We start from the raw sequence: 16,543 nt of genomic DNA, 5'->3' as shown, positions 1-16,543 counted from the left end.
TGGTATCGATTGTCAGTACGTTATGGTGATCGCAACGGTGTCGGTGTAGAGGCCCGCCGCCGGTGTCGTCTGCGGTGGAACACGCCCGTAGACCGTCAGCGGCTGAATGGCGCCGTTGCCGGTTCCGCCGACCGTGTCGGTGGGGATCGTGGTGCCCCAAAGCTGCGTCCGGGTGCTTTCCCTGTAGATGGTGTAGTCGATCGTCGCCGACGCCGGCCCGGTCATCTTGCGAACAGCAACAGTTGCGCCCGCGCCCGCTCCGGCGCTCAGACCAACATTGTAGGACTTGCCGGTCGTGCATTGCACGTTGATGGTGCTGGTCTGGTCGACATTCGCATCAATGACACCGTGCGAGCCGAAATCGAGATCGCTCGCCGTCTGCACCTTGCATTCGTCGGTAATCGTGATGCGGACATTCATGCTGCCCGTCGCGGTCGCGGCGATCGCGGGCAGGATGGGAAGCAGCGACGCTCCCGCCAGCAGCGCATATTTCAGCAATCTCATGCGTGTTTCCTCCGTCGGGCAGACCGTTCCTCGCAACACAGTCTTGACCCGGATTTCACTCCTACAGCTCCTCCGTTGCATGCTTCGCAAGACATCAACGATACAGTAATGTCAGAAGCGAACTGTGCAATGATTATTACAACTTAGATTCGGATTACGACAGCGAATAACTTCGGTATGTATCGGATAATTTTGGTTAATATTTGGTTAACAGAGATGAAATGGACATTTTTCCGAAATGAAAGTTCGTCTGTCGAAAATTTATTTTGCTTCTCGTGCCGAAAAGGCGAAAATATCTGGCAAATCATCTTGATTTTGTAGAGTCTCACCTGTCGTCCTTTATTATCGATATTTCGCGGCGTGCACCGGCGCCAAGCGGCCATCGCCATAGCCGCGCCGGTAGCTGTTCGCGCCTGTCCAAGCCTTGCGGTCGTGCTGACAGGGCCGCATTCGCCAAAACCGTGTTCCGCCCGGCCCAAGCATGGCCGTCCCGGCTGAGATAAATCCACCGCCGTCGGATCGCGGCGAAACACATGCGAATCGTTCTTGCCACGCTGGCCCGGATTTCCTTCGGCGGCGCATCGGCCAGACGGGAGATGCGCCTGTTGTCCCTTGGAGCCATGATCCACGGCCGGCAGCCGCGCGGACCGGCTGCCAGACGTCAGAAAAGGAAGAACGATGAAGAAGACCTATGAAAAGCCACAGCTCGAAAAGCGCCAGAAGCTGTCGCGTGTGACCGCTGTCGCCGGCCCATCAGTGGCCAGTGAGAGCTGACGCCGTCGACCGGCATCGAGCCACCAGCGGACAAGGAGAGCAGTCATGGATCAGCATGCGAACCCGTCACCCGGCTTCAGGCGCAATCCGGGCAAGGTGATCACCGTCGAGCCCTTCAACGGGCGTGTCGTCGTGTTTGCAAACGGCACCATCATCGCTTCCTCGGCAAAAGCCAAAATGGTGACCGAGCCGCCCCATCCCTTCTCCTTCTACATCCCGTTCGAGGACATCGACTTCCGCAAGCTCAGGAAGACGGAGCGGTCGACGCTGTGCCCCTACAAGGGCGACTCCAGCTACTGGAACGTGCTGCCGGCGGGCGAAACCGGTAACGACGCGATGTGGGCCTATGAGCAGCCCTTCGACGAGATGGCCGAGATTCGCGCCCACGGCGCCTTCTATCCCGACCGGGTCGCCATCGACGCCACGCCGCGCTAGCGCGTCATGCCTGTCGCCCAAAAGTGCCCAGCGTTTTTGGAGCCGACGACAGGCATGAACAGAGGAATTTTTCAGATCAGCCAAAGCTGTCCTCACCCGGGGGCGCAGCGGTTTTGCGGCAACGGCATGCCGAAACAAAGACAAAATGTCATGGACGAAAAGCAGAGAGCCATTCTCGACGAAATCCCGCGCCTGCGCCGCTATGCGCGCTCGCTGCTGCGCGACCGCGATTCCGCCGACGATCTCGTCCAGGACTGCCTGGTGCGGGCGCTGCTGCGGCTGGACAACTGGCAGACGGGAGAGAGCCCGCGAAAATGGCTGTTCACGATCATGCATCATCTGTTCATCGACCAGATGCGCAAGGTGAACCGGCGAGGCGAGGCCTCGATGCTGCCGCTGGAGGCCGGCGAGGCGCAAGCCTCTCCCGCCGACCAGCTGGAGAACGTCGCCGCGCGCGAGATCATCGACGCGCTGCAGGCGATCAGCCCGGACCGCCGTGCCGCGCTGACCATGGTCGCCATCGAGGGCTTCTCCTATGCCGAGGCCGCCGAGATGCTCGGCGTTCCGGCCGGCACGCTGATGTCGCGCATCGCGCGCGGCCGTGAGGAACTGCGCGGCCTGCTCGAGGACAATGCGCGCCGCCGCGCGATAAGGATCGTCGAGCCAGGCCCGGCCAGGGCGGTTCCAATCAGGGCGCCAATGGCATGACGAGCCCCAATCGCATGATGACGCCTTACGGCATGGTCCACGATTGCAGGCCTTGTCCGCACTGTGGGCGCGGCGCACCCGGTAACGGTTTCTTCTCTGCTTGCGTGCATAGTGGCGGCGACGGAGTGAGCGAAACCAGGGCATGGCTGAAGAGAAAATACGCAACGGCGAATTCTGGGCGCTTGCGCTCGAACGCGCTCATCTCGGCGTATGGGACTGGGATATTTTGAGCGGCGACTGTTTCTATTCGCCGACCTGGTCGCACATGCTGGGTTATGAGGATGGCGAGCTTGCCAACAGCGACGACCTCTGGCTGAAGCTGACGCATCCCGACGACCGCCAGCGGGCGCTGGCCAGCGGCGAGCGGCACATTTCCGGCCTGACCGCCTCGATCGAGACCGAGCTGCGCCTCAAGCACAAGGACGGCCACTGGATCTGGGTGCTGGACCGCGGCGGCATTGTCGAGCGTGACGAGACGGGCAAGCCGGTCAGGCTGATGGGCGTGCAGACCGACATCAGCCGGCAGAAAGAGGCGGAAGCCGAACTCGAGCGGGTCAATGTGCGCTTTCGCCTGGCGCTGGCGGCCAGCGGCACCGGCATCTGGCATCACGACATCGACGCCAACAAGAGCTATTGGGACGCCCGCACCAGGGAGATATTCGGCCTGGTCGCCGACACCGACGAGGTGGCTGCCGACCTTTGGCATTCCTATCTGCATCCCGACGACAAGGATGCCGCAGAGCGCGCCCATCTGGCGCCGCTTTCGACCGACGGCGTCGTCGCCGCGCAATACCGCATCGTCAGGCGCGACGGCGAAATCCGCCATGTCGAATCGCTGGTGCGCTTCATCGCGGCGCCCGAGACGGCGGGCCAGATTCTCGGCACCGTGCGCGACATCACCGAGGACAAGAAGCGCGAGCGGGAACTCGCCTACGCCGCTCACCACGATGCGCTGACCGGCCTGTTGAACCGTGCCGCCTTCGACCGGCTGCTGGCCGTGCATATCGCCACCGAGCGGGCTTTGCCGCTGGCGGTGTTCTATGTCGATCTCGACTACTTCAAGGCGCTCAACGACTTTGCCGGCCACGCCGCCGGCGACCTGGCGCTGAGGGGTGTCGCCGCCGGTATTCTGGGCTGCCTGCCGGCATCGGCGCGTGCCGCGCGCCTCGGCGGCGACGAGTTCGCGCTGCTGGTGCCCAATTGCCAATCGGCCAAGGCCGAGGCGCTGGCCGGCGCGATTCTTGCGGCGGTCCGTGACGCCGACCTCGGACTGCCGGCGACCTCGCGAAAACTCGCGGCCAGCATCGGCATCGCCTTCGTCGAGGACACCACCACCACAGTTGCCGATGCGTTGGCCTGCGCCGACGACGCCTGCTATGCCGCCAAGGCGGCCGGGCGCAATCGCTTCGCGGTGTTTTCGGCCGATGCGGCGTCGGGCTCCGGCGGCCTCAACGCGGCGCGTGTCGCCGCCGACACGGTCGACGCCATGGATGACGGGCGGCTGAAACTGTTCGGCCAGGAAATCCATCTGCTCGGCCAGCCCTGGCAGGAGAGCCGCCACGTCGAGGTGCTGGCGCGGCTTGCCGGGCGCAATGGCAAGCTGATCCCGCCCAACGAATTCATTCCGGTCGCCGAGCGCTTCGGCATTGCCTCGCGGCTGGACCGCTGGATCATCAGGACAGCGCTTTCGCAGCATGGCGCGGCGATGCGGTCAGGCGCCATCATGCTCGGCTTCAACCTGTCGGCGCAGACGCTGAGCGATCCGCTGCTATGGGATTTCGTCGACGCCGTCATCGCCGAGACCGGGGCGCCGCATTCCGGCATCGGCTTCGAGATCACCGAGACCGCGGCCGTCACCAATTTCGACGCCGCCGAGCAGTTCGTGCGCAAGGCGCGCGAGCGGCAATGCCGTGTCAGCCTCGACGATTTCGGCGCCGGCATGAGCTCGTTCGAATATTTGCGGCGCTTTCCGGTCGATCAGATCAAGATCGACGGCTCGTTCATCGAGAATATCGCGGAAAGCCGTTTCGACCGCGAGATCGTCTCGGCCATAGCGGGCATCGCCAAAAGTCTCGGCTGCGCGGTGGTGGCCGAAAAGATCGAGCAGCAGGAAGCGCTCGACATTCTGCGCGGCATGGGCGTGGCCTATGGCCAGGGTTTTCTGCTGCACCGGCCGGAGCCGCTCGAGGCGATCGTCGCGCGGGCCGGCGAACAGTCACCATCCAGCGGACAGTCACCGGAAAAGCGCTTCGGCTGACGGCTTCTCATCGCCCGAGCTGGCGCGACTTGTCCGGCTAACCGGCGTCGGCCTTCTCCTGCTTTCGCTGCGCCGCCTCCTTCTTGCGGCGCAACACCTCGTCGGTGCCGACAAGGTCCTTCGAGCCGCCGGAAATGGCGGTCGAGAGGACGGCGGGCGGATCGCTGGCCGGAAAACTGTCTTCGAGGCCTGATTGCAACTGCTCCTCGAGCGTCTGCGGGTTCTCGGAGCGGCCTTCGGCGCGGCGCTCGCCAACGGCTTCGACATCGCTCTTGGTGTCGGGGTGAGCGCGGGCTTCCGATATCGTCGACACCACCAGCTCGATGGCGAACTCTTTCATCGCCTCGGCTTGCGGCCCATCGACATCAGAGTCTTCGATCAGGCGGATGAGCGACTTTTCCAGGGCGCCCAGTTCCTTGACGCCCTGACACCGCGCCAGACGCTTGGTGAGCGAACCGATCAGCGCCGGGGCAAAGGTCGAATAGGCAAGCCTGCGTGTGTCGTCGACCTGCTCGGGATGAAGCTTTTGCAAGGACATAGATGCCTCCAGTCAATCAGCCGTGCAGCTTCTGCCGCTGGCCCCTCCTTAGGAAACAGAGGGGAGGGCAAGAGGTTCCATACAGTCCTCGACAGGGTCGACGAGTTCAACTCCACAGCGACGCCATGGTCAGCGACGCTTCGAATATCTGCTCCCTGTTCTCGTTCAGCATCTTGACGGTGATCCGCCGGTGGTCGCCCTCCGGTATCTCGTCGCGCGCCACATCGTGCAATATGCGCAGCGCTTCGGCTCCCGCACGCTCCCGGCTGGGAAAAAGCTGCCCCTCTTCATCAATCTGGGTCTCGGCGTTGTACAAGTCGAAGTAGAACCGTTCCATGTGTGCAAGGATCCCTGCGTGAGAACGCTAAGGCGCATCGCGGTTGAAGGACGCAGGCGACGCGCTTCAGGTCTGTGTTTTTATGCATGTCGTTGTCTCAAAATCGGGGCCATTTTTGAGCGACATGGATTAAATCCCAACCCGCACCCATGGTTCCATGCGACTGTGCCCTGAGCAGATTTCCTGCCAGGAGCCGTCGCCGTGCCGGCCGATTGCAACCGCACCCGATCTCCGGCGTTTGGCTAGGCCACGAATGTCCACGAAATCTCGAACTGGATCCTCGATGCTAGAACCGCTTTATCTCAACCTTGGCCAGCATGACGCTTTGTCCGAGCAGGAAAAGGGGCTGCTGGCCGCCGCCATGACCATCGAGATGGATTTTGCCACCGGTCAGGACATCGTTTCAGAGGGATCGAGGCCAGGCTACAGCACGCTCATCATCGAGGGTCTGGCGGCGCGCTACAAGGTGCTGGAGGATGGCGGCCGCCAGTTCACCTCGTTGCAGGTGCCAGGCGATTTTGTCGATTTGCACGCCTTCCTGCTCAAGACAATGGACCATGGCATTATAGCTTTGTCGCCATGCCGGGTGATCGCCGCCGACCACAGTCGGCTAAGGACGATCACCGAACAGGCGCCTCATCTCAGCCGCTTGCTTTGGCTGGACACGCTCGTCGATGGCGCCATCCATCGGGAATGGATCGTGGCCATGGGCCGGCGGTCCAAGACTTCGCATCTGGCGCATCTTGTGTGCGAGCTGTTCGTGCGGCTCCAGGTCGTCAAGCAGACCAACGGCATGAGTTTCCGGCTTCCCCTGTCGCAGGCGGAACTGGCCGATGTGCTTGGGCTTTCGGTCGTCCACATGAACCGGGTCATCGGCGCGCTGCGCAAGATCGGTGTGATCGGCTGGGCGAATTACATGGTGACCATTCTGGACTGGCAGCAACTGGTGGAAATCGCCGAGTTCGACCCGACTTATCTCAGCATGAACCGCGAGCCGAGATAGGCCATCCGCCGTTCGCCATGACATCGCCGGCAATCCGTCAGCCGGTCTTTCAACGATGCCCATCCAGCGACGCCAATTCGTCGAGCATGGCAAGGGCGGCACTTGGCTTGGCCGGCTTCAGCAAGCCCTGTTGGGCGGCGGCATTCTGGAAAGCGGCAAAGGCGATGTCCGGGCGGCAAATGCCGTTCAACGCGTCGTCCACCAGCCTGTCGGCCGCCTTGTAGGCCGCCGTCTGCTTGTTCTTCCATGTTCCGCCTAGCGCCCTCCTGGCGTCGGCGATCGACGACACCGTCATCGCGCTTCCGTCCACGAATCTGATCGTCAGGGGCAGAAAACGGCTCATGCGCTCACCATCCAAACCATTCGCGTCTCGCCCGGATCGATCTCATCACTTGCCTCCTTGAAAACGGGATCGCCATAAACGAGGAAATCACAAACTGGTTGCAGCCCGGCGAGCTACATGTTGCTTGCCGGCCAGATCGGCCGATGCGGACGATAAGGCGGCCGCGGCGCCGGCTTCAACGGGATGTCGGCGAGCGAGTTGCGGATCGGCCTGTACAGTATCGGCGAAGACGCGGCGCGGCGGTGCAGTACCGCGGCAGACAGTTTGGCAATCAGATTTCGAACGTCCATGGGACACCTCGAGCGCGTTGAGAGTCCCCCCATGGCGATCACCTACCACCTCACCCCCACCATCCGCATTTAACTTTGATATAGGCCGGACGAATACGCGCCGCGCGCAATGTCTGCCGCCGAGATTCTGCCGATCCTCGGCGGCGGCTATTGAGGGCGGCGCCAGGCTGGCGGTCACGCATCCCAGCAGCGACGTCGCAGACGCTGCTGCAACCGGATGAATTTTCGTGCATTCTTGTGCATGGCCACAATGCTTCGAACCGACACGCCGGCAAAATGCTGCTCCTATTGCGGTTCGCGAGAGCATGACTACGAGGATTGTCCGAAGCGCAAAGCAGAGGCGGAGCGGCAGTGGGAAGGCCAGGCAAAGCCCGGCGCCGAATCCGAGGCGACGGCCGAAGTCTAGCTTGGCTCGAACAGCTCGATCACGTTGCCGGACGGGTCTTCACAAAGAATCTGTCGCCCGCCCGGACCTTCGACGATCTGGTTGCGGAACCCCACGCCGGCCTCGCCCATCTCAGTCACGATTGCCGGCAATTGCTCGACCTCGAGCACGAAGCGGTTCCATCCGCCCGGCTCGGGTGTCCGGCCGTCCGGCATCGGCCTGGCTGCCGACGCCAAGGGACCGGCGAGCCAGAGCGAGAGGTCGCCGCGCGTCAGGATGGCCATCGCCGGACCGAATTGCTGCTTCAGCGCGAAGCCCAGATGGCTCGTATAAAACGCGATGGACAGATCGACATCGCGGACCAGATATCGGACGGACACCATTCGCAGGCTCCCTCACAAACGCCCCTCCCGAGAGATAGCTGGCGGGACAAGTCGGGGCAAGCCCGCGCGCACGCTTCGGGCGCCTACGGTGCGATTGCGTGGTCGGCCTGTCTGTCTCTCACGAAGGCCGTCAGCAGCTCCATTCCCGCCGGCCAGTCGCCCAGCCCGCTATTGCTGTTGATGTGACCAAGCGGCCCGGCGATGTGCAGTTCGCTGCCCCATTGTGTGGCTTTCTCACCGGCATAGCCGTTCGGATCATAGGGATCGTCGGTGCTGGCCACGATCAGCGAGGGGAAGCGAAGCGGCCCGCGCGGCGTATCGGCGAAGGGAATTCCGTAAGCGGGATAGACCGGCGAGGCCGGGTCGGGAACCGCAACCAGAAACGCCCCGCCGATCCGACGGCTCGACACCGCCTGCCAATGCGCGACCAGCAGGCAGCTGAGACTATGGGCGACGAGCACCGGCGGGGTCTTTGCCTGTGACACCGCGACGTCCAGCGCCGCCACCCAGTCGTCGAAATCCGGCAGCTCCCAGCTTGCCGGGCTGAAGCGGCGCATCGCCGGGTTGGCCTGCTGCCAGCGTGTCTGCCAGTGGGCCTCGCCCGATCCGCCGCTGCCCGGCAGAATGATGAAGTCGGTCATGGAAAATCCTGTTTCTTCGCCGCAGATGATGCCCTAATCCTAGGGCTTCTCCTTGTTCGCGGAATGAGAGATCATCGGAAAGCGACGAAGAATTCCGATGGATTGAAGGTGTTCATGGCAAACGGCGATTACCGGCCACGGCTCGACCCGACCGACATGGCGATCATCGAGATCATGCAGGAGGACGGCCGCATCGGCATTTCCGAACTCGGCCGCCGCGTCGGCCTGTCCCAGCCCGCGACGTCGGAGCGGGTGAAGCGGCTGGAGGAGCGCGGCATCATCGCCGGCTACCGGGCCGCGATCGATCCCACCGCCCTTGGTCTCGGCACCATGGCCATGATCCGCCTGCGCACCACGCATGAGCACATCCAGACCTGCCTGAAGAAATTCGCGGCCATGCCGGAAGTGGTTGAGGTGCTGCGGGTGACCGGCGAGGATTGTTTTCTGGTCAAGGTGGTCGTCCCGTCGCCGCCCGACCTCGAAAGCATCGTCGACGCCATCGGCCGCTACGGCGCGGTGACGACCAATGTGGTGCTTCGGGCCGAGCCGCCGAAGCGGCTGGGGCGGGAACTGATGGCGAAGCTCTGAGCGGCCACGCGCGGCAAGAGGATTGCAAGCGCCTCCTTTTGCGAGGTCCGGCTTTGCCGGGAAAGAATTTCGCGGGCTGGTGTAGGATCGGAGGCGTGGCGCCCGTCCTTGGGACGAACCCGTTGCAAACCTTTGGAGAACATCATGGAAGCCGTTCAATCGCCGTGGCAGACCGCGGCCATTCTCATCGCCCGCCTGACCCTGGCCGCCATGTTCGCGATGGGGGCAGCGTTCAAGTTCATGGATATGAACATGACCGCCGGCTACATCGCCGCCGCCGGCTTCCCGTTCCCGCTGTTTCTGGCCTGGTGCGCCGCGATCCTCGAAACGCTGCTGGTGATCGCCTTGCTGACCGGAGCGTTCTTCACGCCGGCCGCCCTGGTCGCCGCCGTCTACGTGGTCTTCCTCGGCTTTGCCTTCCACGGTCCGTCGCACTGGACCGGCAACCAGGCCGAGTTCGGCGCCTTCATGTCCCATTTCCCGTTCGCCGCCGGCCTGCTGTTCGCCGCCGTGCATGGACCGGGCAGCGTGCTGGCCTCGAAGATTGGCCGAGGGTGAGGCCCCGCGTCGGCAGACCGCCTCACACCTGGTCGTTGTAGGGTTCCTTCATCTGACCGACCATGCGGGCCAGTTTCGAGAAGGACGGCATGTCCGCCTCCGGCTGGCATTGATTGGCCAGTTCCAGCAGTCTGATCGGAAAGTTGACGGCGTCGCGGTTGGACTCCGACATGCCGTCGGACCGCTCCTCGCCGGTTTCGATGGCCTCGGCCTTGCGCAGCGCAATGTCGATATCCTCCACCGTGAGCAGGCCCTTGCGCACCAGCACCTGATTGATCGAGGCGACGGCCATCAGCAGGCCTTCGAGTTGCAGATTGGCGACGTTCATGGCTGTTGCTCCCATTTGGCTCACGCTCAACGCATGAGCCGCTGTTACGATCCGGACGGGGATGCAAGCGATAGGCGTCGGCCGATGGCCTGCGCTACTCTTCCATCCAGCGGCGGCCATATTCGGCCCACAGCGCCTTGACCTCCCGGCTGCCGAGGCGCGGGGCCGAGCCGTCGCCATAGGCGATCGAAACGCAGCTGATGTCGTAATGGGGATGGGCGTCGATGACGAAGCGGATCGCCTCGCCGAGCGGCCTTCTGCCGATGACCGGATCGGCCTGGCCTTGGCCGACGCTGCGAACGCCCGAAACAGTGGCTGGCGCTTGCCGCATCCTGAACACGGATGCCATGGCTGGTTTGTCCATCCCGCTCTCCCCCGAGTTGGAGTGGAATGATTCCATAAGAGCCAGCTAATGACCAGTCGCTAGACGGCCTGTCGAAGGCTGCGTCTTGTATCCTGCAGCCGGTTGAAGGACTGTTCAGGCCAGCGGATCCGCCGCCGGCGGCCTGGCGGGAAGGCCGAGCCTTGTCCGCTCGCCGTCGGCAAACTCCTCGGCCGCTTCCTGGGCCATGAACAGATGCTGGGTCACCGTGCCATTCTCGGCAACCAGCACCGCCCATTGGCGGCGGTCGACACGTTCCACGCGAACGTCATTGGGCTCTCCGGCCACCACGATCGTCCTCCAGCAGGCGTACGGCACGGAGGGGGCGTGCCTTTACGCCTTGGTCTTGCTCTTGGCCGGCGCCTTGGCGGCCGGCGCCTCGGGTGTCCTGATGCCGAGCCCGAACTCCTTTGCCAGCTCCGATCGCTTGGCGGCGTAGCTGGGCGCCGTCATCGGATAGTCGCCGGGCAGGTCCCATTTGGCGCGATAGGCTTCCGGCGTCATGCCATGGGCGGAGCCGAGATGACGCCGCAGCGACCTGAACTTCTTGCCATCCTCGAGGCAGTAAATGAAATTCGGCGTTACCGAGCGCTTGCGGTTGACCGCGGGCTCAGGCGCAGGTTGCGGCGGAGCAACGGGATTGTCCACGGCCGCGAGCGCTGCATTGACGCTCTCGATCAACGCCGGCAGGCTATCCGGAGGCACTGAATTGTTGCGCACGAATGCCGCGACGATGTCGGCGGTCAGATTTATATTTCGGATTTTGTCCTCAGACATGGCTTCTTTTGCCCCCTTGATGCCAAAGGGCAAATTATCAGACAACATCCGCCGACGGCATGGCACTTTAGAACATATGCATATGACTTGACGCCGGATGTGGTAGCGCTAGCATCGCCGAGTCTCCGATCGATGTCGATGTAGGAATTATTTCCTGACATATCTTGACCGGTGAGGGCAGCTATGCTATAATTTTTTCATGGTGCTGATTTGCGCCAGCAACCCGCCGCCGAGGCGGGTTTTTGTTTCATGCCGGCTTGGAAACAATAACGGCCAGTGAGGCGAGTTTTCCCTCGCTCAGGCTGCTTATGTAGTTTTTTCGCCGACGCACGAACTCGGCGCCGAGCACGATCTCATTGGCCTGCTGCTGGGCGGGCGAGGGCACGATGCCGGAATTTGCCCGTTTCAACGCCAGCTCGACGTGATCGCCGGTTTCGTCGATGACATCGTCGACCCGGAATCCGGCTGAAGCAAACAGAGCCTTCAGGGTCTCGCCGTCGACAAGATGGCTGGCCGCCGACGACACCGCCCAAGGCAAGGGATAGTGAGGCTCGCCGTCCGCCAGCACCGCCTCGGTCCAGACAAGCCTGGCTTTCGGCTTCAGCACGCGCCACGCTTGCCCGATGACCGCCGCCTTGTCGGCGATATTCATGCCGACATAGAAGCAGATTGCCGCGTCGAATGTGTCGTCTGCAAAAGGCAGCCTTGTCGCATCGGCCTCATGGAAACGCACTTTGTCACTGAGGCCGCAGAACTCGGTCAATCGGCGGGATGCCTCGACGAACACCTGCGTCAGGTCGACGCCGTCGACGCTGCACCCATAGGTCTCGGCAAGGAACCGGGCCGGGCCGCCAATGCCGCTGCCGATGTCCAGAACCCGATCGCCGGCGGAGGGCGCAAGACGCGCGGCATGGTCCTGCGTGGCGATCAGCTCGCGGCCATGAAGCTGATCGAACGGATAGAGTTGTTTGGCTGCGAGGCTGCCGGCCTTTGCGTCCGGCACAGCCGACAGGATGCGCTCGACAATGCCGCCGCTGCCATAGTGACTGGTCACATCGCTCATTGCGCTCTCCGACGAGACCCAGCATCCCATCGATGCGGCCCTCGCGCAATGCGCGCCGCCGCCAAGGACGAGGCTTTGACCGGAGTAGGAATTAGTTCCTAATTATATACTTGAGAAAGTATGGGAAAATGTCCTATGATTCGAGCCGACAGGCCGGCACTGATCTGAAAGCGCAAATAGAGGCAGGGACGCGGAGCTAGAAGGTGATATCTTCGCGGACACCGCGAAGCGCATCCTCGACCTCGTTCTCAGTGAACAGACCGAACTTCCTGAACATGAACACAGCCAAAGCCAGCGTTAGTTTGGCGCATGATTCGCTGGTCACATGGATGAAACCCATGGTGACCTCCTTGTGTTCTATGGATTCCATGGCTGGTCGTTCGAAGCGCGACAGATTGAAGGGTTGCTCGAAGAGCGTGCCGCCAATCATGGATGCCGTCCCGTGGATGCACCAGTTTCTATCATCCAGGATTCTGAAGGCAGCGTTCGCAAGCTCCTCAGCCCGTGGAACGGCCCCAGCAAGCTCTGGTATTGCTTTGATCGCCTTTTGGAAGAATCGGATTTTTGCCCGCGCATTCAGGGGCAATGTAGTAACTAGCGAGCTAGCGCCTTTCTCATAAAATAGGATAGAAATGCAGTGGTCGAACCCGTGTTCGGCAGCAGCCCAATTGATGGCTAACTTGCCGATGGCGCGTTCAAAATCTTCTCGCTGGATAGGGTCCAATGAAAGAATCAGCCAACCGTGATAGCGACAAAACCAACGATACACGCTTCAACGAGACGGTACAGCGGATGCTGAAGACGCCGCCCAGATCGCACCATGAAGAAAAGCATAAGACAGACCAGAAGACGCAAAAGTCCGAAAATAAGGCCGAAAAGCCTGAATAATTGGACTTTTAGCTTGCACTCCTCATATTGAGGCACCATGCCATATGTTGATTCGCGGGCTATAGCCAATTGGTTCATTAAGCGCGCTAGACGCGATGGCGGTCGCGCGCTTTCAAATATGCAGCTTCAAAAGCTGGTCTATTTTGCCCACGGCTGGAACATGGCTCTTCATCGCCATCCACTTATCCGCGACGAGGTGCAGGCGTGGGAGTTTGGTCCCGTCATCCCCACTCTGTATCGCGCTCTAGCGCCGTGGGGGCCTGATCCGGTTACGCAGCCAATTGACGCCCCACGCGAGAATTTGGAGCCGAACGAGCGAGATGTTTTGGAGCAAGTTTACGCGGCATATGCGGATTATCCGGCGTCAACGCTCTCATCCCTGACCCACCGGCGAGGCACACCTTGGGAGAGGGTCTTTGAGCCCGGCCGTCGCGGCGTTGTAATTCCAGACAATGTGATTGCGGACTATTTCAGTGGACTCGCCGAAAAGCGCTAAGCCAGACGCCGATATGAAGGCCCTGGTAAGGGCCGAGGTGGAGTCGTTGCCCGCAGAGACGGACGAGTCTCAGGCGATTTACGAGCTCGAGAAGGCGCGGCTGGAAAATGAGAAGCTGCGCACGCAAATCGACAGCCTAAAAGAAGGCGTGACTGACCAGCGGGCCGACCGAAATCTCAGGCAGGGGTACGCCGACAAAGCATTCCGCTTCCTAATTGTCTTCTCGGCATTCTCAGGGATTATCCTGATCGCACAGGGAATTCCGAGTTGCCCCTTCAAGCTGGACGATAAGGTCGTCATCACTCTTATTGGATCTACAGCGGTGGCTGTCGTGGGCTTGGTGGGCTGGATCGCTCGGGGCCTGTTCAAAGCCCCGAGCTAGAGCCCTTACTACTTCGAATTGCCATCAACCGGCGCGCCTTCTGCTTAGGCGTGACCGGCTTCACCAATCCGCCGATAGGTAAGGCGCTTGCCTTCGATCATTGCAAGCAACTGGTCGTGGCGTTCGGTGTCAGTCACCTTAAGAGCCGTGCGACGATTGTAGCGGAAATCGAACTCAGCAAGGTAGCGGTGCAAGTGAGCTTCGCCGCAATGCTGGTAGACGCCAACCATGCCGCGCTTGAACACTGAGAACACGCCTTCAATCGTATTGGAGTGGATCGTCTCTGCGCCTTCGTAGCGTACGTATTCGCCAGCGGCGTGATTGGTCGTCTTGTGCGATGCATATTCATCGCCAGTGCGCGTGTAGAGGCGCGACGAGTCGGTATAGAGCGTCGTGTCGCGAGACACGTTGCGGACCAGCACATCGCGCACGGTAGAGGCCGTGGCGTCGTTCAAATGGAACATACGGGCTTTGCCGCCGCGCTCGACCAGACCAACCACAATGCGCTTATGCGCGCCGCCGCCTTTGCCCTTCTTGGTGAAGGGGCGGCCCTTGCGCTGCTCTGAAACGCGAGGCGTCTCACGCTTGCCGATGTAGGTCTCGTCGGCCTCGACGGTCTTGCCTTCGCCGCCAAGCGGCCCGGAAGACTTCACGTCTTCCTTCATGGCTCCAATGGATACCCTCCAAATGCTCGCGGGCTTGTCGGCGTCGTGGTAAATGGCATTGGTTAGATCGAACATTGCGATAAGTCCTTGGATTCGATATCGCAAAATCCGTCTGGTACGTCAAGTATATAATTAGGAATTATTTCTTATCTGCATTGACGGGTGAGGGCAGCTTTGCTATGATTTGTGCATGGTGCTGATTTGCGCCAGCGACCCGCCCATGAGGCGGGTTTTGTGTTCCTGATGCCCACAACGTGCGGATATCGGATGTCGGCGGGACAGCACCCCCCTCTGGCCTGCCGGCCATCTCCCCCTCAAGGGTCCCTCAAGGGGGAGATCGGACTGCCGCCTTGCTTTCGCCAATCGTCAGCGCTGCAAATTGGTCGCGACCCTGGAGCTGCCAATCTCCCCCCTTGAGGGGGAGATGTCCGGCAGGACAGAGGGGGCGTGAAGGAACGCCATCCTCGGTTCATTCTGCCTTATCCGCGAGGCCTCCCTTGTCCAACCGCTATGCCACCATCATCACCGACGATGACGGCCGCGAGGTCGTCAGCGCCATTGGCGTGTTCGAGGGCGCTGCCCCGCAGGCGCGCATCGGCCGTATCGAGCCGGTCGTGCCGGGCGTGCTGATCGGCATGGTTCGCGGTGGTCCTGTCGATGCCATCGGCGGCTTCGGCTTTCCGCGCGGCGCGCACGACGCAAGGGCGATCGCCAGGGCAAGCCTGAAAGCCGCGTCTGCCGGAAAGCGCCACGCGCCGGCCGCTGATGCAGCCCGCAAGGCCGCCCAAACACGGTCAGGGCCAAAATCGGCACGGCGCAAGTCCGGCAAGATCAAGTCCGGCAAGATCAAGCGGGCAAGGCCGGCAAAGCAGGCGAAGCAGGCAGCGACCGCCGAGCCCGCCGGGATCTCGGATCATGGCTGACCGGACGGCGCCGCGTGCGCGCCCTGGCCGCAAGGCGACTGCCGCCGCTGCCAAGCCGAAGCGGACGAAGAAGACGCTTGGCGATGATTTCCTCGACGCGGTTCGCGCCGATTTCCGCGCCCATGGCGCCGGCGTGATTGCCGCGGTCCGGGCCGACAAGCCCGACCAGTATCTGAAGATCGTGCAATCGGTGCTGCCCAAGGATCTGGCCAAGGATTTGCATGTTTCATCTGACAATCTGGAAGCCCTGAGCGATGACGAGATCCGCCGCCGCATCCGTGGCCTCGAAGCCGTCCTCGGGCCGTTTGGCGACCAGCCTGAAGACGCGCCGCCACTATCTGGCGCTGCTGCAGGAACTGGACCGCAGGCGCAGGACTAACCAGCTTGCCGCCTACCGGCCTTATCCCAGGCAGGCGCAGTTTCACGCCGCCGGCGCGCAGAACCGGGAACGTCTGTTCATGGCCGGCAACCAGCTCGGCAAGACCAGGGCCGGCGGCGCCGAATGGGCCATGCACCTCACCGGCCGCTATCCCGCGTGGTGGCAGGGCAAGACCTTCGACACCGCCGTCAGGCTATGGGCTGCCGGCGTGACCGGCGAGAGCACGCGCGACAACCCGCAGCGCGTGCTGGTCGGCCCGCCGCAGCAGCAGGCGGCATGGGGCACCGGCATGATCCCCGCCGATGCCATCCGCCAGACCACGATGGGCCGCGGCGCGCCGGGCGCGCTCGACAGCATCGTGGTGCGCTGGGGCGGCGGCGGCGACGTGCAGGCCGATGAATCGGTGCTGTCGTTCAAGAGCTATGAGAAGGGCCGCGAAAAGTGGCAGGGCGAAACCCTGCACGGCGTCTGGTTCGACGAGGAGCCGCCGCTCGATATCTATCCGAAGGCCTGACC

At 62.2% G+C, this 16,543-nt stretch carries 27 protein-coding genes; 13 read left to right on the top strand and 14 right to left on the bottom strand.

Going from position 1 to position 16,543, the window contains the following annotated elements; translation table 11 throughout:
• Nucleotides 1-12: 12 nt before the first annotated feature.
• A complete protein-coding gene (locus NKH54_RS15210) occupies nt 13-504 on the bottom strand; it encodes a Csu type fimbrial protein (protein ID WP_023685937.1) in 492 nt (163 codons plus the stop codon).
• Between the two features lie 819 nt (nt 505-1,323).
• Here NKH54_RS15210 and NKH54_RS15205 point away from each other — a divergent pair.
• The 3 genes from NKH54_RS15205 to NKH54_RS15195 all read left to right on the top strand — a co-directional run bounded on the left by NKH54_RS15205 (nt 1,324) and on the right by NKH54_RS15195 (nt 4,678).
• The gene (locus NKH54_RS15205; protein ID WP_023697761.1) at nt 1,324-1,713 is read left to right on the top strand and encodes a DUF427 domain-containing protein; all 390 of its coding nucleotides are present in this window, start codon (nt 1,324-1,326) and stop codon (nt 1,711-1,713) included.
• A gap of 150 nt (nt 1,714-1,863) precedes the next feature.
• Entirely contained in the window at nt 1,864-2,421 is a 558-nt protein-coding gene (locus NKH54_RS15200; RefSeq protein WP_023697760.1) for an RNA polymerase sigma factor, read from the top strand.
• 142 nt (nt 2,422-2,563) lie between these two features.
• On the top strand, nt 2,564-4,678 hold the full coding sequence (locus NKH54_RS15195) for an EAL domain-containing protein (RefSeq protein ID WP_023697759.1): 2,115 nt from the start codon (nt 2,564-2,566) through the stop codon (nt 4,676-4,678).
• A 37-nt stretch (nt 4,679-4,715) separates the two neighbouring features.
• On the opposite strand, the gene NKH54_RS15190 is transcribed toward NKH54_RS15195, so the two are convergent.
• Both NKH54_RS15190 and NKH54_RS15185 read right to left on the bottom strand, forming a co-directional pair.
• Nucleotides 4,716-5,216: a hypothetical protein gene (locus NKH54_RS15190; RefSeq protein ID WP_023671434.1), complete on the bottom strand. Its 501-nt coding sequence runs from the start codon at nt 5,214-5,216 to the stop codon at nt 4,716-4,718.
• 106 nt (nt 5,217-5,322) lie between these two features.
• On the bottom strand, nt 5,323-5,553 hold the full coding sequence (locus tag NKH54_RS15185; RefSeq protein WP_023671435.1) for a DUF6894 family protein: 231 nt from the start codon (nt 5,551-5,553) through the stop codon (nt 5,323-5,325).
• A 283-nt stretch (nt 5,554-5,836) separates the two neighbouring features.
• Between NKH54_RS15185 and NKH54_RS15180 the strand changes: the two genes are divergently transcribed.
• Nucleotides 5,837-6,556, top strand: a complete 720-nt coding sequence (locus NKH54_RS15180) for a Crp/Fnr family transcriptional regulator (protein ID WP_023671436.1) — start codon at nt 5,837-5,839, stop codon at nt 6,554-6,556.
• A 49-nt stretch (nt 6,557-6,605) separates the two neighbouring features.
• Here NKH54_RS15180 and NKH54_RS15175 read toward each other — a convergent pair whose 3' ends face one another.
• Nucleotides 6,606-6,899, bottom strand: a complete 294-nt coding sequence (locus NKH54_RS15175; protein WP_023685943.1) for a DUF982 domain-containing protein — start codon at nt 6,897-6,899, stop codon at nt 6,606-6,608.
• Between the two features lie 113 nt (nt 6,900-7,012).
• Nucleotides 7,013-7,189 carry a hypothetical protein gene (locus NKH54_RS15170; protein WP_023693747.1) on the bottom strand — a complete coding sequence of 59 codons (177 nt, stop codon included), beginning with the start codon at nt 7,187-7,189 and terminating at the stop codon, nt 7,013-7,015.
• A gap of 241 nt (nt 7,190-7,430) precedes the next feature.
• Between NKH54_RS15170 and NKH54_RS15165 the strand changes: the two genes are divergently transcribed.
• The gene (locus NKH54_RS15165) at nt 7,431-7,595 is read left to right on the top strand and encodes a hypothetical protein (protein WP_023685945.1); all 165 of its coding nucleotides are present in this window, start codon (nt 7,431-7,433) and stop codon (nt 7,593-7,595) included.
• On the opposite strand, the gene NKH54_RS15160 is transcribed toward NKH54_RS15165, so the two are convergent.
• Together NKH54_RS15160 and NKH54_RS15155 are read right to left on the bottom strand one after the other, a co-directional pair.
• On the bottom strand, nt 7,592-7,957 hold the full coding sequence (locus NKH54_RS15160) for a VOC family protein (protein WP_023712566.1): 366 nt from the start codon (nt 7,955-7,957) through the stop codon (nt 7,592-7,594). The genes NKH54_RS15165 and NKH54_RS15160 overlap by 4 nt on opposite strands.
• An 83-nt stretch (nt 7,958-8,040) precedes the next feature.
• Nucleotides 8,041-8,598, bottom strand: coding sequence for an RBBP9/YdeN family alpha/beta hydrolase (locus tag NKH54_RS15155; RefSeq protein ID WP_023693745.1), 558 nt, complete (start codon nt 8,596-8,598; stop codon nt 8,041-8,043).
• Nucleotides 8,599-8,712: 114 nt separating this feature from the next.
• On the opposite strand from NKH54_RS15155, the gene NKH54_RS15150 reads away from it, so the two are divergent.
• Nucleotides 8,713-9,186, top strand: a complete 474-nt coding sequence (locus NKH54_RS15150) for an Lrp/AsnC family transcriptional regulator (protein WP_023693744.1) — start codon at nt 8,713-8,715, stop codon at nt 9,184-9,186.
• Nucleotides 9,187-9,330: 144 nt separating this feature from the next.
• Entirely contained in the window at nt 9,331-9,744 is a 414-nt protein-coding gene (locus tag NKH54_RS15145) for a DoxX family protein (protein ID WP_023700688.1), read from the top strand.
• Nucleotides 9,745-9,766: 22 nt separating this feature from the next.
• On the opposite strand, the gene NKH54_RS15140 is transcribed toward NKH54_RS15145, so the two are convergent.
• The 6 genes from NKH54_RS15140 to NKH54_RS15115 all read right to left on the bottom strand — a co-directional run bounded on the left by NKH54_RS15140 (nt 9,767) and on the right by NKH54_RS15115 (nt 13,018).
• Complete coding sequence (locus NKH54_RS15140; RefSeq protein WP_353028488.1) at nt 9,767-10,072, bottom strand: hypothetical protein; 306 nt, start codon at nt 10,070-10,072, stop codon at nt 9,767-9,769.
• 94 nt (nt 10,073-10,166) lie between these two features.
• Nucleotides 10,167-10,436 carry a hypothetical protein gene (locus tag NKH54_RS15135; protein WP_023671445.1) on the bottom strand — a complete coding sequence of 90 codons (270 nt, stop codon included), beginning with the start codon at nt 10,434-10,436 and terminating at the stop codon, nt 10,167-10,169.
• Between the two features lie 114 nt (nt 10,437-10,550).
• Nucleotides 10,551-10,745, bottom strand: a complete 195-nt coding sequence (locus NKH54_RS15130; RefSeq protein WP_023689866.1) for a hypothetical protein — start codon at nt 10,743-10,745, stop codon at nt 10,551-10,553.
• Between the two features lie 42 nt (nt 10,746-10,787).
• Nucleotides 10,788-11,231 carry a Ros/MucR family transcriptional regulator gene (locus tag NKH54_RS15125; RefSeq protein WP_023671447.1) on the bottom strand — a complete coding sequence of 148 codons (444 nt, stop codon included), beginning with the start codon at nt 11,229-11,231 and terminating at the stop codon, nt 10,788-10,790.
• A gap of 247 nt (nt 11,232-11,478) precedes the next feature.
• Nucleotides 11,479-12,294: a class I SAM-dependent methyltransferase gene (locus NKH54_RS15120; protein ID WP_353028487.1), complete on the bottom strand. Its 816-nt coding sequence runs from the start codon at nt 12,292-12,294 to the stop codon at nt 11,479-11,481.
• A 196-nt stretch (nt 12,295-12,490) separates the two neighbouring features.
• Nucleotides 12,491-13,018 carry a hypothetical protein gene (locus NKH54_RS15115; protein ID WP_023740019.1) on the bottom strand — a complete coding sequence of 176 codons (528 nt, stop codon included), beginning with the start codon at nt 13,016-13,018 and terminating at the stop codon, nt 12,491-12,493.
• Here NKH54_RS15115 and NKH54_RS15110 point away from each other — a divergent pair.
• The 3 genes from NKH54_RS15110 to NKH54_RS15100 are packed head-to-tail and all read left to right on the top strand — an operon-like array spanning nt 13,018 to nt 14,060.
• Entirely contained in the window at nt 13,018-13,182 is a 165-nt protein-coding gene (locus tag NKH54_RS15110) for a hypothetical protein (RefSeq protein WP_023740018.1), read from the top strand. The two genes, NKH54_RS15115 and NKH54_RS15110, sit on opposite strands and share 1 nt — an antisense overlap.
• Before the next feature lie 37 nt (nt 13,183-13,219).
• The gene (locus NKH54_RS15105) at nt 13,220-13,678 is read left to right on the top strand and encodes a Panacea domain-containing protein (protein ID WP_023819037.1); all 459 of its coding nucleotides are present in this window, start codon (nt 13,220-13,222) and stop codon (nt 13,676-13,678) included.
• A 13-nt stretch (nt 13,679-13,691) separates the two neighbouring features.
• Nucleotides 13,692-14,060, top strand: a complete 369-nt coding sequence (locus NKH54_RS15100) for a hypothetical protein (protein WP_023749530.1) — start codon at nt 13,692-13,694, stop codon at nt 14,058-14,060.
• A 44-nt stretch (nt 14,061-14,104) separates the two neighbouring features.
• Here NKH54_RS15100 and NKH54_RS15095 read toward each other — a convergent pair whose 3' ends face one another.
• Nucleotides 14,105-14,800, bottom strand: a complete 696-nt coding sequence (locus NKH54_RS15095) for an IS1595 family transposase (protein ID WP_353028486.1) — start codon at nt 14,798-14,800, stop codon at nt 14,105-14,107.
• A gap of 422 nt (nt 14,801-15,222) precedes the next feature.
• Between NKH54_RS15095 and NKH54_RS15090 the strand changes: the two genes are divergently transcribed.
• From NKH54_RS15090 to NKH54_RS32500, 3 genes are all read left to right on the top strand, one after another.
• Nucleotides 15,223-15,648, top strand: coding sequence for a hypothetical protein (locus NKH54_RS15090; protein ID WP_353028485.1), 426 nt, complete (start codon nt 15,223-15,225; stop codon nt 15,646-15,648).
• Entirely contained in the window at nt 15,641-16,027 is a 387-nt protein-coding gene (locus NKH54_RS15085) for a hypothetical protein (RefSeq protein ID WP_352791399.1), read from the top strand. The genes NKH54_RS15090 and NKH54_RS15085 overlap by 8 nt, the downstream gene beginning before the upstream one ends.
• A 79-nt stretch (nt 16,028-16,106) precedes the next feature.
• Entirely contained in the window at nt 16,107-16,541 is a 435-nt protein-coding gene (locus tag NKH54_RS32500; protein ID WP_502907530.1) for a terminase large subunit domain-containing protein, read from the top strand.
• Nucleotides 16,542-16,543 lie beyond the last annotated feature (2 nt).

Origin of the sequence: Mesorhizobium sp. M1004 (genome assembly GCF_040318795.1) — a bacterium.
Lineage (GTDB): Bacteria > Pseudomonadota > Alphaproteobacteria > Rhizobiales > Rhizobiaceae > Mesorhizobium.
Note: the sequence above shows the minus strand (reverse complement) of the source record. Positions and strands in the feature narration are given on the sequence as shown.

What these genes read in the sequence shown, in the direction of transcription:
- NKH54_RS15210 (WP_023685937.1), bottom strand. Translation starts at nt 504, where the DNA reads ATGAGATTGCTGAAATATGCGCTGCTGGCGGGAGCGTCGCTGCTTCCC.
- NKH54_RS15205 (WP_023697761.1), top strand. Translation starts at nt 1,324, where the DNA reads ATGGATCAGCATGCGAACCCGTCACCCGGCTTCAGGCGCAATCCGGGC.
- NKH54_RS15200 (WP_023697760.1), top strand. Translation starts at nt 1,864, where the DNA reads ATGGACGAAAAGCAGAGAGCCATTCTCGACGAAATCCCGCGCCTGCGC.
- NKH54_RS15195 (WP_023697759.1), top strand. Translation starts at nt 2,564, where the DNA reads ATGGCTGAAGAGAAAATACGCAACGGCGAATTCTGGGCGCTTGCGCTC.
- NKH54_RS15190 (WP_023671434.1), bottom strand. Translation starts at nt 5,216, where the DNA reads ATGTCCTTGCAAAAGCTTCATCCCGAGCAGGTCGACGACACACGCAGG.
- NKH54_RS15185 (WP_023671435.1), bottom strand. Translation starts at nt 5,553, where the DNA reads ATGGAACGGTTCTACTTCGACTTGTACAACGCCGAGACCCAGATTGAT.
- NKH54_RS15180 (WP_023671436.1), top strand. Translation starts at nt 5,837, where the DNA reads ATGCTAGAACCGCTTTATCTCAACCTTGGCCAGCATGACGCTTTGTCC.
- NKH54_RS15175 (WP_023685943.1), bottom strand. Translation starts at nt 6,899, where the DNA reads ATGAGCCGTTTTCTGCCCCTGACGATCAGATTCGTGGACGGAAGCGCG.
- NKH54_RS15170 (WP_023693747.1), bottom strand. Translation starts at nt 7,189, where the DNA reads ATGGACGTTCGAAATCTGATTGCCAAACTGTCTGCCGCGGTACTGCAC.
- NKH54_RS15165 (WP_023685945.1), top strand. Translation starts at nt 7,431, where the DNA reads ATGGCCACAATGCTTCGAACCGACACGCCGGCAAAATGCTGCTCCTAT.
- NKH54_RS15160 (WP_023712566.1), bottom strand. Translation starts at nt 7,957, where the DNA reads ATGGTGTCCGTCCGATATCTGGTCCGCGATGTCGATCTGTCCATCGCG.
- NKH54_RS15155 (WP_023693745.1), bottom strand. Translation starts at nt 8,598, where the DNA reads ATGACCGACTTCATCATTCTGCCGGGCAGCGGCGGATCGGGCGAGGCC.
- NKH54_RS15150 (WP_023693744.1), top strand. Translation starts at nt 8,713, where the DNA reads ATGGCAAACGGCGATTACCGGCCACGGCTCGACCCGACCGACATGGCG.
- NKH54_RS15145 (WP_023700688.1), top strand. Translation starts at nt 9,331, where the DNA reads ATGGAAGCCGTTCAATCGCCGTGGCAGACCGCGGCCATTCTCATCGCC.
- NKH54_RS15140 (WP_353028488.1), bottom strand. Translation starts at nt 10,072, where the DNA reads ATGAACGTCGCCAATCTGCAACTCGAAGGCCTGCTGATGGCCGTCGCC.
- NKH54_RS15135 (WP_023671445.1), bottom strand. Translation starts at nt 10,436, where the DNA reads ATGGACAAACCAGCCATGGCATCCGTGTTCAGGATGCGGCAAGCGCCA.
- NKH54_RS15125 (WP_023671447.1), bottom strand. Translation starts at nt 11,231, where the DNA reads ATGTCTGAGGACAAAATCCGAAATATAAATCTGACCGCCGACATCGTC.
- NKH54_RS15120 (WP_353028487.1), bottom strand. Translation starts at nt 12,294, where the DNA reads ATGAGCGATGTGACCAGTCACTATGGCAGCGGCGGCATTGTCGAGCGC.
- NKH54_RS15110 (WP_023740018.1), top strand. Translation starts at nt 13,018, where the DNA reads ATGAAAGAATCAGCCAACCGTGATAGCGACAAAACCAACGATACACGC.
- NKH54_RS15105 (WP_023819037.1), top strand. Translation starts at nt 13,220, where the DNA reads ATGCCATATGTTGATTCGCGGGCTATAGCCAATTGGTTCATTAAGCGC.
- NKH54_RS15100 (WP_023749530.1), top strand. Translation starts at nt 13,692, where the DNA reads ATGAAGGCCCTGGTAAGGGCCGAGGTGGAGTCGTTGCCCGCAGAGACG.
- NKH54_RS15095 (WP_353028486.1), bottom strand. Translation starts at nt 14,800, where the DNA reads ATGTTCGATCTAACCAATGCCATTTACCACGACGCCGACAAGCCCGCG.
- NKH54_RS15085 (WP_352791399.1), top strand. Translation starts at nt 15,641, where the DNA reads ATGGCTGACCGGACGGCGCCGCGTGCGCGCCCTGGCCGCAAGGCGACT.
- NKH54_RS32500 (WP_502907530.1), top strand. Translation starts at nt 16,107, where the DNA reads ATGGCCGGCAACCAGCTCGGCAAGACCAGGGCCGGCGGCGCCGAATGG.